13 protein-coding genes are annotated in these 12,684 nt (G+C 38.0%); 7 read left to right on the top strand and 6 right to left on the bottom strand.

Annotated features, from left to right (window positions below; all coding sequences use genetic code 11):
• Positions 1–26: 26 nt before the first annotated feature.
• The 3 genes from CBW18_RS06790 to tsaB all read left to right on the top strand — a co-directional run bounded on the left by CBW18_RS06790 (position 27) and on the right by tsaB (position 1,448).
• Positions 27–425 (top strand): ribonuclease P protein component, encoded by a 399-nt coding sequence (locus CBW18_RS06790; protein ID WP_088300553.1) that lies wholly within the window; start codon positions 27–29, stop codon positions 423–425.
• Positions 409–639: a membrane protein insertion efficiency factor YidD gene (gene yidD / locus CBW18_RS06785; protein WP_088300552.1), complete on the top strand. Its 231-nt coding sequence runs from the start codon at positions 409–411 to the stop codon at positions 637–639. The genes CBW18_RS06790 and yidD overlap by 17 nt, the downstream gene beginning before the upstream one ends.
• 122 nt (positions 640–761) lie before the next feature.
• Entirely contained in the window at positions 762–1,448 is a 687-nt protein-coding gene (gene tsaB / locus CBW18_RS06780) for a tRNA (adenosine(37)-N6)-threonylcarbamoyltransferase complex dimerization subunit type 1 TsaB (protein WP_088300551.1), read from the top strand.
• On the opposite strand, the gene CBW18_RS06775 is transcribed toward tsaB, so the two are convergent.
• Complete coding sequence (locus tag CBW18_RS06775) at positions 1,449–2,858, bottom strand: DUF5723 family protein (RefSeq protein WP_088300550.1); 1,410 nt, start codon at positions 2,856–2,858, stop codon at positions 1,449–1,451. It abuts the gene before it with no gap.
• A 26-nt stretch (positions 2,859–2,884) separates the two neighbouring features.
• A complete protein-coding gene (locus CBW18_RS06770) occupies positions 2,885–4,453 on the bottom strand; it encodes a hypothetical protein (protein WP_088300549.1) in 1,569 nt (522 codons plus the stop codon).
• A 91-nt stretch (positions 4,454–4,544) separates the two neighbouring features.
• Here CBW18_RS06770 and CBW18_RS06765 point away from each other — a divergent pair, with 91 nt between their 5' ends.
• Positions 4,545–4,931, top strand: coding sequence for a DUF423 domain-containing protein (locus CBW18_RS06765; RefSeq protein ID WP_088300548.1), 387 nt, complete (start codon positions 4,545–4,547; stop codon positions 4,929–4,931).
• Positions 4,931–7,411 carry a primosomal protein N' gene (gene priA / locus CBW18_RS06760; RefSeq protein ID WP_088300547.1) on the top strand — a complete coding sequence of 827 codons (2,481 nt, stop codon included), beginning with the start codon at positions 4,931–4,933 and terminating at the stop codon, positions 7,409–7,411. Before CBW18_RS06765 ends, priA begins: the two co-directional genes overlap by 1 nt.
• Here the strand turns inward: priA and CBW18_RS06755 are convergent.
• Positions 7,408–8,085: a hypothetical protein gene (locus CBW18_RS06755; RefSeq protein WP_088300546.1), complete on the bottom strand. Its 678-nt coding sequence runs from the start codon at positions 8,083–8,085 to the stop codon at positions 7,408–7,410. The two genes, priA and CBW18_RS06755, sit on opposite strands and share 4 nt — an antisense overlap.
• A 189-nt stretch (positions 8,086–8,274) precedes the next feature.
• Here CBW18_RS06755 and CBW18_RS06750 point away from each other — a divergent pair, with 189 nt between their 5' ends.
• Complete coding sequence (locus CBW18_RS06750; protein WP_088300545.1) at positions 8,275–8,931, top strand: protein-L-isoaspartate(D-aspartate) O-methyltransferase; 657 nt, start codon at positions 8,275–8,277, stop codon at positions 8,929–8,931.
• Between the two features lie 78 nt (positions 8,932–9,009).
• On the opposite strand, the gene smpB is transcribed toward CBW18_RS06750, so the two are convergent.
• Entirely contained in the window at positions 9,010–9,459 is a 450-nt protein-coding gene (smpB, locus tag CBW18_RS06745; RefSeq protein ID WP_029284382.1) for an SsrA-binding protein, read from the bottom strand.
• A gap of 219 nt (positions 9,460–9,678) precedes the next feature.
• Here smpB and CBW18_RS06740 point away from each other — a divergent pair, with 219 nt between their 5' ends.
• A complete protein-coding gene (locus tag CBW18_RS06740) occupies positions 9,679–10,158 on the top strand; it encodes a redoxin domain-containing protein (RefSeq protein WP_172406463.1) in 480 nt (159 codons plus the stop codon).
• 2 nt (positions 10,159–10,160) lie between these two features.
• On the opposite strand, the gene CBW18_RS06735 is transcribed toward CBW18_RS06740, so the two are convergent.
• Entirely contained in the window at positions 10,161–12,023 is a 1,863-nt protein-coding gene (locus CBW18_RS06735) for an Nramp family divalent metal transporter (protein ID WP_088300543.1), read from the bottom strand.
• Positions 12,010–12,672 carry a metal-dependent transcriptional regulator gene (locus tag CBW18_RS06730; RefSeq protein ID WP_088300542.1) on the bottom strand — a complete coding sequence of 221 codons (663 nt, stop codon included), beginning with the start codon at positions 12,670–12,672 and terminating at the stop codon, positions 12,010–12,012. Before CBW18_RS06730 ends, CBW18_RS06735 begins: the two co-directional genes overlap by 14 nt.
• Positions 12,673–12,684: the final 12 nt, after the last annotated feature.

The following is a 12,684-nucleotide window of genomic DNA, read 5'->3' as shown; positions in this document are numbered from 1 at the left end:
AATCTGCAATTATCAATCAAAAATATATGTACACATTCAGGAAAGAAGAACGGTTATGCAGCAGAAAACATTTAGATCTGCTGTTTAAAAACGGTTCTTCTTTTTTATTATACCCCTTTCGCATTTCTTATCTTTTTTTGGATGAACCAGCAGGCATTCCTGCGCAGGTGGTTATCAATGTTCCTAAGAAAAGATATAAACGGGCGGTAGACCGTAACCTGCTTAATCGACGCATCCGCGAAGCTTATCGCCTGAATAAACAGGAATATTTTTATAATCAATTGTCAGCCGATAAAGGGTTGTTATTGTTTTCTATTCAATATGTAGGAAAACAGAAATATGAGTTTACCTTCATCCAAAAGAAATTAATTGCTACTTTCAAGCGTTTTAAAACTTTAATTCAGCCAAATGAAGTTGTTGAATAAAGCTTTTGCCTGGCTATTCTTAGGCCTGATTAGGATTTATCAATATGCCATATCCCCAATGCTTGGGGCAAACTGCAGGTTTACGCCAACTTGCTCGCAATATGGAATTGAAGCAATTCGCAAACATGGGCCATTTAAAGGCGGCTGGATGGCTCTGAAGCGAATTGGCCGGTGCCATCCCTGGGGAGAACATGGCCATGATCCGGTTCCTTAGCTGAGTTTATTGGTCAATGGTTAGTTGTTTATTCATTCACAAACTTCTGACTTAGGACTTCAGACTTTGGACTCCAAATTCCAAACTCAACACCTTCTTACATTTTTTAATACCTTTGCGATATGGCTAAAATACTCCAGATAGAAACTGCTACGCAGGTTTGTTCAGTGGCTTTATCAATTGATGGAAAAACAATTATACTGAAAGAGGAAAGCGGACAAAACCTACATGCCGCTAATCTGACGCTCTTTATTGAAGAAGTAATCAGGAAAGCTGGTTTAACTTATCAGGATGTGGATGCCGTGGCTGTTAGTAAAGGACCCGGATCATATACCGGATTAAGAATTGGCGTTTCCACTGCAAAAGGTCTATGCTATGCCCTCGAAAAACCTTTAATTGCCATTGAAACATTGGAAATGATGGCTGCCGGCTTTATGATGGAAAATCCTGCATACGAGGCGCTGATTTGTCCCATGATTGATGCCAGAAGAATGGAAGTTTATGCGGCCACATTTGATGCATCTTTAAAATTGCTGGAGCCTACTTCCGCAAAAATTATTGATGAAACCAGTTTTGCTGATTTACTGGCACAACATCAGGTTAGCTTTTTGGGTGATGGTGCAGCGAAATGTGCTGAAGCACTGAATCATCCAAATGCAGTCTTTCATCCATCCAACTTTAATTCTGCCCAATATATGTCGGCCTTAGCCTTTAATGCCTTTAATCAGAGTTGCTTTGAGGATGTAGCTTACTTCGAGCCTTTTTATTTAAAAGATTTTGTGGTGACCCAGCCTAAACCAAAAGTTTAATTATTTTCTTTTAAAGATAGAAAACAGGTTTTTAAAGAAACTTCCTTCTTGCTGATCATTGATTCCGGGTATTACATCACTAAATTGAGGATGGTTAACAACATTGCCAAACTTAATGCCTACCCCCATATAAACCGAAGCACCGTTAGGGCCTGTGCCTACATCTGCCGTTTTGTTGTAAATTCCTCTGGCCTGGTTAAAGGTTGAAAATAAATTATCGGTACCAGCAAAAAGTTCAAAGTTTGGGGTTTGATACTTCCCTTGCAGCCCGATCATTAGGATGTTGTTCAGGTTATAAACCGGGGTTACGCTGGCGGAGAAATTATTATAGATAATGGTGTTGACAAATGCAATATCACCCCCTTTATAAAATAGATTTTTTGAAACAACCAATGCCGGCTTATAAAAGCCATATCGCCGGGAAACATAGACGTCAAATTTGGCATTGGTAGCTGCTAAAAACTTTCCGCTTGGTCCGCCTAAAAATATATCTCTTATTTCCTGATTGTTGTTAGATGATTCATCATTCAGCTCATTAAGCGTTGTTGTCCGGTTGTTAATGGAATTATTGATGGTGCCGCTCCTCCACCAGATAAATCCTAAATCTTTAACATTAGCCATTAGGAACAAGCCCTTTTTTGTGGTATAATTTGTGCCGAAGCTTAATGATAAACCGGGGTTTTTGAAATTTGGGAAAAAAGTATTTTTGTTTATTTCATCAGTGTCTGAAAAGTTACTCGCATAGTTCCCATTAAAAGTAATGTCGAGTGAGTTTAATGCCGGATTTACGCGTAAGCTTGAACTGGTGATATCCAGTTTGTTGTATAAAATGCCACTCAATACACTCGCTTTTAATCCAAAGGCTAACCGTTTATTATAATTTTCTCTGTAGGTAAAACTGAATTGATGATAAGATTGCTGATAACCTTTTGTATTAAAAATTCCATTTAGCGGTGTAGCTGTAGGAAATCGATCATAATTATCAAATATGGCCAGTGTTTCGTTAGTGTAATCAATATGTGAATCTGTTCTTACCTGCCATGCTAAGCCTATTTCTTTCTGATATTTGTAAGATTTGAAAAGGCGAAAAGTTGCGACATAAACGTTGCTATTTAAGTAGAAGTGATTGATAGCGCCTGTACCTAGCGGAAGATTTCTGGTATCATTAACACCTTCCTGCGTTAACTTTCTGATGGAATACGCTGCTTCGCCAATATTGGCTGAATTGGCACCAAAATTTGGAAGAAAGAAATTTGATGAAAATTTTCGCGAAGAATCCAATGTGAAAGATTTTTGAGAAACGTTTTCGAAAGCATCAAACATGGTTCTGGTTCCAAATAAGGCATATTGTTGCGCGTTAGCAAAATAGCCACAGCCCATTAATGTGATGGTAAGTAGAAATTTCTTCATTTAAATTGGTTTTAGCTATCGCTTATTTAACGGGTACTTGCCGAATCTGACGGGTTCGGCTTGATGTATTTATTTAAAAGCATGTTTGTGATGAATTTGTTTTGATCAGCACTCATTTGATAATAAAAGCTGTCGAATTCTTTCCATCCGCTATCTGCTTGTAAATGTTGATAATACTTTAACAGAAGCTGACTTCTGAAGATATTCTTTGCGTTTTTCAGGTTAATATAAAAACCAATATTTGAAGTATTTGGTAACTGATTCAAGGCGTCCAGATAGGCTGGTTCCTGAATCAGTAATTTATTGTTTTTATAACTATTTAAAAAAGACTGAACGGTACTTGCATTATTGGCAATAACAAATTGATTATCAATAATAACATAATAAGGCTTTACAAAATTTTTAAAAGGTTCACCCAGGTAAGTAAAAAGAATATCAGCTGTTTTAAAATGTTTAATCTCTTCACTATAATCCTCACTTACATCAAATAAAAGTTGCTTTACCTTTTCGCCGTTAATCAATGAGATTGCAGCTAATTTTTCTCCGGTATTTAACTGAAAGGTGATAAATTGATTTTTTAGATATAACGGAAATATAGCGTTTAAATCTGTGCGGTATTCTGTTTTAACCTTCTTGATCAATACATTTCTTTTATCGGTTAAGTTTTTAAGTGTTTGCCAGCGGGCTAATTTTTGCTGCCAGGATTGGTAATTATCATAGGCATATATGGTGTAGCTTGCTGTACGATCGGGAATAATATTCTGAATATTGATGCTTTGAACAGGTATCTGCTCAAACAATTTTAAGTAGTTATCTGCCGACTTAATTTCTGTATTGCCATTAAACAAAATTTTCTCTTTGCTGAAATTATAATTCAAGGTAGCAAAGCTGTTTTGTGTTTTAAATAAGGCCATTTCGCCATTAATACTTCCGGCAATAATATTCTTTAATAGTAACGGTGCCTGATTGAAATTAATGTACAGTTGTGCCAGAATGTTTTTGTTTAGCAGCCTGGATTCTTTAATATAGGCTGTAAAAGGGTTATCATTAAGCCTGATTGCCGCATTTTTGATTAACTTTAAGGAAGTTGATACGGTTAAAACCTGATGTTGCATGCCCAAAAATACATTCAGGCTATCATTCACTTGGAGCGTATAAATATTTTTTTCTTTTACTACAGGCTTAACGATCGATTGAAGTTTGTTTTGAAAATTGATGAGCTCCTGATCTGACCTGATCTGTACAGTAATTAGAAAGTTGAGGGTTTGATTTGTATCGGGCAGTAGACTGATGTAAATCTCCTGGTCCTGCACAAAATTATTGATCAGCTTTTTATTAATAAAACTTTCTTTCAGTTGTTTAAGTAAGTTTGTCTTTTCTTCACCAATAGCTTGCTGTAAAAGGCTTTGTCCTGCCATAATTTCATAAAAGGCTTTATCATTCTGAAAGGAAAAAAGGATGGCCGCATTGTTGGTTGCAGATTGGAGGGCCAGGTCTTTGGCATCATTTTCAATCCCTAATTTAGAAAAGTATAAATAGGACATTGATGCCACACCCAATAACAATACGCTTACTAAAATTATGATTTTTCTCATCTGCTAGGCAACAAATTTAATTTATTACATTGATTAGTGAGAAGTTCTTGACCAATTTATTAATTTAGCCACTGCTTAGGGCAAAATACCTATGAATAAACGAATAATACTTACTGCGTCTTTTTTTGGACTAGTTGCTGTTTTGCTAGGGGCATTCGGTGCGCATGCATTAAAAGCTTTGGTTGATGCGTCAGCTCTGGAAATCTGGCAGAAAGGTGTGAGTTACCAGTTCTATCATACCTTTGCACTGTTATATTTATCAACCTTCGCCCGCTACAGGAATAAGCTCATCAACATTGCTTATTTTTGTTTTACCTTCGGCATTATCCTGTTTTCGGGTTCGCTTTATTTACTCGCTACGCGAAGTATTTTACAACTGGATTTTGTAAATTTAATTGGCCCTTTAACACCCATCGGAGGATTATTATTTGTACTCGGTTGGATCATGCTGTTTTTTGCTGCCTTTAAAGATAAATAATGGAAATTTTTGAGAACGATATTTTTACAGAGAGAGAAACACTTTTTGTGGAAGTGATTTTGCCTTTATCTTTGGCGATAAACTACACCTACAGAATTCCTTTCGATTTGAATGATCAGGTGGCGATAGGAAAAAGGGTAGTGGTTCAGTTCGGGAAGCACAAAATTTATTCTGCATTAATTTGCGCCGTATCTAAAAATCCACCTGCAGCTTACGAAGCTAAATATATCATTGATGTGATTGATGCAGAACCGGTTGTAACGCCCACGCAACTCAAGTTCTGGACCTGGATGACCAACTATTACATGTGTAATGAGGGCGATGTTATGACCGCGGCATTGCCAGCCAGCTTAAAGCTGGCCAGTGAAACCATCCTGATGCTTACGGAAGGTTTTAGTGAGGACGTAGTGCTCAATGAAAAAGAAGAAATGATCATTACTGCGCTTAAAGGGCAGGGAAAGTTAACCGTTAATGAAGTTTCCAAACTGCTGGGGCAGAAAACAATTTACCCCATTATTAATAATTTGTTGGAAAAAGACCTGATACTGGTGGCAGAAGAAGTGGTACAGAAATATAAACCATTACTTAAATCGTTCATTCAGTTAAACGATTTTTACAGCGACCAGGAAAATTTAAAACAACTTTTTAATGTTTTGGAGCGTGCGCCTAAACAACTGGATGCCTTGCTGGCTTATCTGAAGCTTCAAAAAACAAATCTGCCAATTTCAAAGGAGCAACTTTTAGAAGAGAGCAATTGCGGAGCAGGCGCTTTAAAAGCACTCACCGATAAAGATATTTTCGTGATTACTAAACGACCAGTAAGTCGTTTGGCTGCACATGATGAGGAATTTAGCGTAAATTTTAAGCTTAACGAAGCCCAAGAACATGCACTTTCGAAGATTAACGGCCACTTTAAGGAAAAAGATGTGGTATTGCTGCATGGCGTTACGGCATCTGGCAAAACCCAGGTTTATATTAAACTGATTGAAAAAATTATTCAGAATACAAATGGTCAGGTACTATTTCTATTGCCGGAAATTGCCCTTACCACACAGATTGTTGAGCGAATTAAGCGTTATTTTGGAAATGCTATTGGCGTTTACCACTCAAAATTTAATAATAGTGAAAGAGTAGAAATCTGGAATAAGGTTAGAACAGGTGCTTATAAGGTTGTTCTTGGCGCACGTTCTGCCGTTTTTCTTCCCTTTCAAAACTTGAAATTGATAGTCGTGGATGAAGAGCATGAGCCTTCATACAAGCAATATGATCCGGCACCGAGATACCAGGCGAGGGATGCTTCTATTTACCTGGCACACCTGCATCAGGCCAAGGTTATCCTTGGGTCAGCTACTCCATCTCTTGAAAGTTATTATAATGCTTTGCAAGGCAAATATGGCCTGGTAGAAATGAAGGAGCGGTTTGGTGGTGTGCAATTGCCTAACCAACAGGTGGTGAGTATTTCTGAAGAAACCAAGAAAAAAACTATGGTTTCCTATTTCTCCAGTGTGTTAATTAAAGATATTGACCTGGCACTTTCTAAAAAGGAGCAAATTGTTCTCTTCCAAAACAGAAGAGGATATGCAACCATTCTGATTTGTGCAACGTGCGGATATACACCAAAGTGTGTGAATTGCGATGTGAGTTTAACTTATCATAAAAGCAGTGGCAAACTACATTGCCATTATTGTGGCTACCAGCAAAGCAGTGTAAATATTTGTCCGGCTTGTGGCTCAGTACATGTTGAGCAAAAGGGTTTCGGTACCGAAAGGATAGAAGAGGAGTTAAAATTATTATATCCCGATATTTCTATTGCCAGGCTGGATATGGATAGTACCAGAACAAAAAACGGATTGCAACAAATTTTGAACGATTTTCAGGATAAGAAAACAGATATCTTAATTGGCACTCAAATGGTAGCCAAAGGATTAGACTTTGATAATTTAAACCTGATTGGCGTAATTAATGCAGACACATTGTTAGGTTATCCTGATTTCAGGGCTTATGAAAGAAGCTACCAGTTACTCGCGCAGGTAGCAGGTAGGGCCGGCAGGAGAGCTGACCAGGGAAGTGTATGTATCCAAACCTACGATGCCGGAAACCGGATTATTAAACAGGTGGTGGAGAATGATTATGAGGGTATGTATCATGATGAAATTGCAGAACGGGAGAGGTTCCTGTACCCACCGTTTTCAAGAATGATATTTCTCTACATCAAACATAAAGATGCACATGTGCTTGATCATGCCGCTCTTTCGCTGGCCAATATTTTAAAAGCAAAATTTGGAAAACGTGTACTTGGTCCGGAGCAACCATTGGTAAGCCGGGTGCGGAATCTCTATATCAGGCAAATCATTATAAAGGCAGATAAACATACCGCCATTCAAAAGGTTAAAGATGCCTTACGCGAGACCCTTACACAATTTAATGCCACGAAAGAATTTAAAGGTATTTTTATGCAGATTGATGTAGATCCTTATTAGTTTTTCCCATTTAAACTAAACTGTAAGCCTAGGGAAACCGGATTTAATAAAAACTCCCATTTTTTATAGGTGGTAACTGTTCTGGCTACACCACCGGTTCCAGTAATATCCTGCTTTTCGTAAGAATAATAAAAATCCAGATTGCTTTCTGCAAAGAAGTTTAGCTGTGAAATGATGTTTACTTTTAAACCGATTAATGGGGTAAGAACCAAACCATTTTTACTGGCATCAGCCGTTTGTGTAGCACTGTTTGTTTGTTGGTTTCGCTGTGCTATGGTTCCGGTAAAGCGGTTTGAACGATAACCTAGATCGAATCCAAAATAAGGCTGAACCCTGGAATAGTTAAAGTTTTTTTCAAAACCAACTTTAAAAGAATAATCGGTTACCTTTCCATAAGCGATTTCACAGGTTGCACAGGTATTATCAAACTGAATATCATTGCGGTAATAGGAACCGCTCACCCGGTAACTGATCTGGTTATCATTGAACTTAAGCATGGCACCATTTGCATAAGCCTTGGTGTAATCCTGTGTATTGGTTTGATTTAATATTTTAGGCAGTTGCATTAAACTAAAGGCACGGAAGCCTATGGTATAATTATAATCTGCTCCTGTTTGTGCAAATGAGGTGATGGAGATAAACAGTGCAAATAAACTAAGTAAGATTTTCTTCATATATGATATAATGATACTGATTTTCTTTAAAATTTGTTGATTCCAAAAGTAGAAATAATTCCGCACTTCAGTATGATGATTCAAGCAAACTTATCAATGGCATATTTAGCTTTTGATTTTCTGCAACTTAGGCTAATGTGGATTTCTTTATCTTGCATCACCATATAAAAAAGTTAATTTTGAGACTTCATGGCCTATAAATTTGTTGATAATTACCGAGAGCGTGGTGCGAGAAAGAAACTGGTAGAACTGTTAAGATCTCGCGGAATAGAGGATGAGCATGTATTAAAAGCAATGGGCAAGGTTCCCCGTCATTTCTTTTTTGATGAAACGTTCTGGAACCAGGCTTATAAAGATATTGCCTTTCCGATAGGAGATGGGCAGACCATTTCACAGCCTTACACCGTGGCTTATCAAAGTGAATTGCTACACATTAAAAAAGGCGATCAGGTATTAGAAATAGGAACAGGTTCTGGCTACCAAACTTGTGTTTTAATGGAACTTGGGGCCAATGTAGTTACGATAGAAAGGCAACAAAACATATATAACCGTACCATTAGGGTTTTGCCGGGCATGGGCTATAAACCAGTTTTTTGTTGTGGCGACGGCTCAAAAGGAGTGGCAGAACATGCGCCTTATGATAAGATTATTGTAACCGCAGGAGCGCCACTGGTTCCTGAAATTTTGTTAAAGCAGCTTAAGATCGGCGGGATTCTGGTTATTCCGGTAGGTGATGAAAAAACCCAAAAAATGGTTACGGTAATCAGGGTAAGCGAAACAGATTACGAAAAAATAGTACTGGATACCTTCAGGTTTGTACCTTTAGTAGGCGACCAGGCGTGGTAGTAGTTGAGTATTTAGTCCAAAGCCCTCAGTCTTAAGTCAATTTGGACTCAGGACTAAAGACTCCAGACTGGAAACTAACTATCTTTTCATCGCCCGGTCCAGCTCACGTTTGGTATCTCTGTCTTTAATGCTGTCACGTTTGTCAAATTCTTTTTTGCCCTGTGCCAAAGCGATTTCGATTTTCGCGAAGCCCCGTTCATTAACAAAAATACGAAGGGGTACAATCGTGTAGCCTTTTTCTTCGCCCTTTAATTTTAGCTTCCGGATTTCCTTTTTTTGCAGCAGCAAAGCACGGTCTCTTTTAATGTCGTGATGATAAAATGAGCTGTGGCTATATTCAGAAACATGGAGGTTTCGTACATAAAGGTTTCCACCAATAAACATGCAAAATGCATCAGTCATATTGGCTTTACCTTGCCTGATGGCTTTTATTTCAGTTCCAAGAAGTGCAATTCCGGCTACATATTTATCCAGTAAATTGTAATCGAAATAGGCTCTTTTATTTTTTATATTAATGTCGTTTTTCAAAGCTGATATTGTTATTAATTTTTGCAGCAAATGGCGCTACATTTATCCAGACTCATTTGCCGGGTTGCAAATATCTTAAAAATTGATGTGATATTTTGATATTATTCCATTTCGTCAACGGCTAAATTAACAATTAGAATGTTCATCTGTTTGTAAAAGCTGAAAGGAATTTGATTATCTTGCTCATAAATCAATTAAGTTTGGATTTAAATGTTAAAAATGAAAGTTAAAAGCTTCCTCCTAGTTCTTCTTATAGCCATTACCTATCAGGTTAAAGCGCAACAGCCTACTTTACTGCCTCAGTTTACCTTCTTTAAATTAGATGGTAAATCATTTTCTAATAAAGATTTAAAACAGGGCAAGCAAAATTTATTTATTCTTTTTGATTGTACATGTGAGCATTGCCAGCGGGAAATAAAGTCATTAAATGCCAATTATAAACTGTTCCAGAAGGCTAACATTTATCTCATTACCCTAGATGAAGCCTATATTATTCCTCAGTTTTTTGATACTTATGCAAAAGGATTAAACAAGAAACCCAATGTTACCGTGATGCAGGATAAAAACCATATGTTTATTCCGGCATTTCTTCCTAAGATGTATCCTGCCATGTACCTGTATTCACCTACCAATAAATTATTGGTTTATAACGCTGGTGACGGTGGCATTAAAAAAATCATGAAAGAAATTAATAAATGACCTTATCTGATGATAAGTACAGGGATGTTGACTTTATGTCTGACTGAATCAACCGTGGTTCCGAAAATCAGGTCTTTCAGGCCCTTGTGTCCATGAGCACCCATTACTAAAAGCTCCAGCTCATTTTTATTGCTGATTTCTGCAATGGCTTTTGCTGTGCTTCCAAAGCCAATAAACGGTGTGGAATCAAATCCCAAATCTTCCAGATTGACCCTGTATTTTTCCAGATTTCTGGCATCACTCTCTGTTTCATGATCCATCACATCCTGGCCATGATAACGGGCAGCAGCAGTTTCCACCACATGGATCAGGTAATAATGTGCATCTTTACCACCCTGAATAAGTGCATGCCTGATCGTATTGCCATCATTTTTAGAAAAATCTACGGCGATACCAATTCTGTTATAACTGATTTTTTCAATTTTACCAATGTCAAGGGCATTGCCATGAGGCACCATTTGCCTGTCGCGATTTTTCTTTTCAATCAGAGGATGGAAGAATACATACAAAAGCAGAAATACGATAAAAATTAATGCAGGTACGACAATAACATAAATCCACCAGTTGTTTGCGTCCTTTGCCCAACCACTTATTTCTTCTATAACTAATTTTACGTTTAATGCAATAATGGTTATCGCACTGGCCCAGGCTAGAACTTTTACCCAGGTTTTGATCGCGAAATCCTTCATCAGCTTTTTATCTGAATTGAAATGGATTAAAGGAATAACGGCAAAACCTAATTGTAAACTCAGCACCACCTGACTTAATACGAGTAAGCCTCCAAGTGCATCATCGCCATAATGTAAAATGGTAAAAAATGCCGGAATGATAGCCAATAAACGGGTAATCAATCTGCGTAACCAGGGCTGAATACGAAGATTAATGTGGCCTTCCATAATGATCTGACCTGCCAGTGTACCTGTAACAGTTGAGCTTTGTCCGGCGGCAATTAGTGCAATTGCAAATAGGGTTGGGGCTATATTTCCGAAGATATTGGAAAGCAGTTTATGTGCATCCTGAATCTCTGCCACCTCATGTAATCCATTTTTATAGAAGGCGGCGGCTGCCAGTATTAAGATGGCTGCATTTACAAAGAACGCCAGATTTAGGGCAACGGTCGTGTCAATCAGGTTAAATTTCAAAGCTTCTTTAATGCCCTTATTACTGCGCTCAATTTTTCTGGTTTGAACCAGTGAGGAATGTAAATAAAGATTATGTGGCATAACGGTTGCCCCGATAATGCCGATGGCGATATAGAGTGCATCTCCGTTGAGGACAGAAGGTTCAAATCCTTTTGCAATTTCTTTTAAAGAAGGCTCTACAATAAACATTTCCACCAGGAAAGAGATGCCTACAATAAAAACCATGGATACGATAAAACCTTCCATGGCCCGCATGCCTTTATTTAGTAAGAATAATAGTAGTATGGTGTCAAAAATTGTGATTGAAATTCCCCAGATTAAAGGCAGACCGAAGAGCAATTGTAAACCGATAGCCATGCCGATGATTTCTGCTAAATCACACGCAATGATGGCCGTTTGTGCCAAACCAAATAGCGGAATATTTGCCCAGCGGGGATAAGCCTGTTTAGAGGCCTGTGCCAGATCCAAACCCCTAACAATGCCTAATCTTGCACTGAGTGACTGAAGCAATAGCGCAATCAGATTAGACATCAGTAATACCCAGATCAGTTGGTAACCAAATTTACTTCCTCCGGCCAGATCGGTTGCCCAGTTTCCAGGATCCATGTAACCAACACTAATTAGATAGGCAGGACCAATAAATGCTAAAATTCGCCGCCAACCTTTTCTTTTACTGGTATTTACACTCTGATGTACTTCGCTAAGCGATTCAGTTTTTGCCATTACTGCTTGTTAAAATGTGTTTTGCTACTTCTCTACTGATGTTGATTTGCTTCCCGGCGATCAGGATTTCTACTGAACCATCGAAATCGGTAACATCACTGATCTCAATTTGTTTGCCGAGGGTTAAGCCCAATTTTTCCAGGTGCTTTAAAAAAGCAGAACTGTGCTGACTTACGCCGGTAATCGTGCCTTGATCACCAACTTTTAAATCGATCAGTTTGATAAATTGTGTTATCGCAAAGCGTCCGTTCTTATCTGGAATAGGATCGCCATGTGGATCTGACTTTGGAAAACCTAAAAATTCATCAAGCCTTTCTATCAGCGCAGTAGATTTAATATGTTCAAGTTCTTCAGCAACATCATGTACTTCATCCCATTTAAAATTAAGCTTATCCACTAAAAAAACTTCCCATAAACGGTGTTTGCGCACAATCTCGATGGCAGCATTTTTTCCTTTTTCGGTAAGGGTAACCCCCTGATACTTGATGTAATCTACAAAGCCTTTTTCAGCTAATTTCTTAATCATATCAGTTACAGATGCAGGTTTGGTTTGCATCTGCTCTGCAATGGCATTGGTTTGAACATTACCGGTTTTTTCTGCTAAGTGGTAAATTATCTTTAAGTAATTCTCCTCAGTGAAACTTTGCATTTATATTTATCT

This window comes from Pedobacter sp. AJM (assembly GCF_002197755.1).
Classification (GTDB): domain Bacteria; phylum Bacteroidota; class Bacteroidia; order Sphingobacteriales; family Sphingobacteriaceae; genus Pedobacter.
Note: the sequence above shows the minus strand (reverse complement) of the source record. Positions and strands in the feature narration are given on the sequence as shown.

What these genes read in the sequence shown, in the direction of transcription:
- CBW18_RS06735 (WP_088300543.1), bottom strand. Translation starts at nt 12,023, where the DNA reads ATGGCAAAAACTGAATCGCTTAGCGAAGTACATCAGAGTGTAAATACC.
- tsaB (WP_088300551.1), top strand. Translation starts at nt 762, where the DNA reads ATGGCTAAAATACTCCAGATAGAAACTGCTACGCAGGTTTGTTCAGTG.
- CBW18_RS06770 (WP_088300549.1), bottom strand. Translation starts at nt 4,453, where the DNA reads ATGAGAAAAATCATAATTTTAGTAAGCGTATTGTTATTGGGTGTGGCA.
- CBW18_RS06790 (WP_088300553.1), top strand. Translation starts at nt 27, where the DNA reads ATGTACACATTCAGGAAAGAAGAACGGTTATGCAGCAGAAAACATTTA.
- CBW18_RS06750 (WP_088300545.1), top strand. Translation starts at nt 8,275, where the DNA reads ATGGCCTATAAATTTGTTGATAATTACCGAGAGCGTGGTGCGAGAAAG.
- CBW18_RS06775 (WP_088300550.1), bottom strand. Translation starts at nt 2,858, where the DNA reads ATGAAGAAATTTCTACTTACCATCACATTAATGGGCTGTGGCTATTTT.
- yidD (WP_088300552.1), top strand. Translation starts at nt 409, where the DNA reads ATGAAGTTGTTGAATAAAGCTTTTGCCTGGCTATTCTTAGGCCTGATT.
- priA (WP_088300547.1), top strand. Translation starts at nt 4,931, where the DNA reads ATGGAAATTTTTGAGAACGATATTTTTACAGAGAGAGAAACACTTTTT.
- CBW18_RS06730 (WP_088300542.1), bottom strand. Translation starts at nt 12,672, where the DNA reads ATGCAAAGTTTCACTGAGGAGAATTACTTAAAGATAATTTACCACTTA.
- CBW18_RS06755 (WP_088300546.1), bottom strand. Translation starts at nt 8,085, where the DNA reads ATGAAGAAAATCTTACTTAGTTTATTTGCACTGTTTATCTCCATCACC.
- CBW18_RS06765 (WP_088300548.1), top strand. Translation starts at nt 4,545, where the DNA reads ATGAATAAACGAATAATACTTACTGCGTCTTTTTTTGGACTAGTTGCT.
- CBW18_RS06740 (WP_172406463.1), top strand. Translation starts at nt 9,679, where the DNA reads ATGAAAGTTAAAAGCTTCCTCCTAGTTCTTCTTATAGCCATTACCTAT.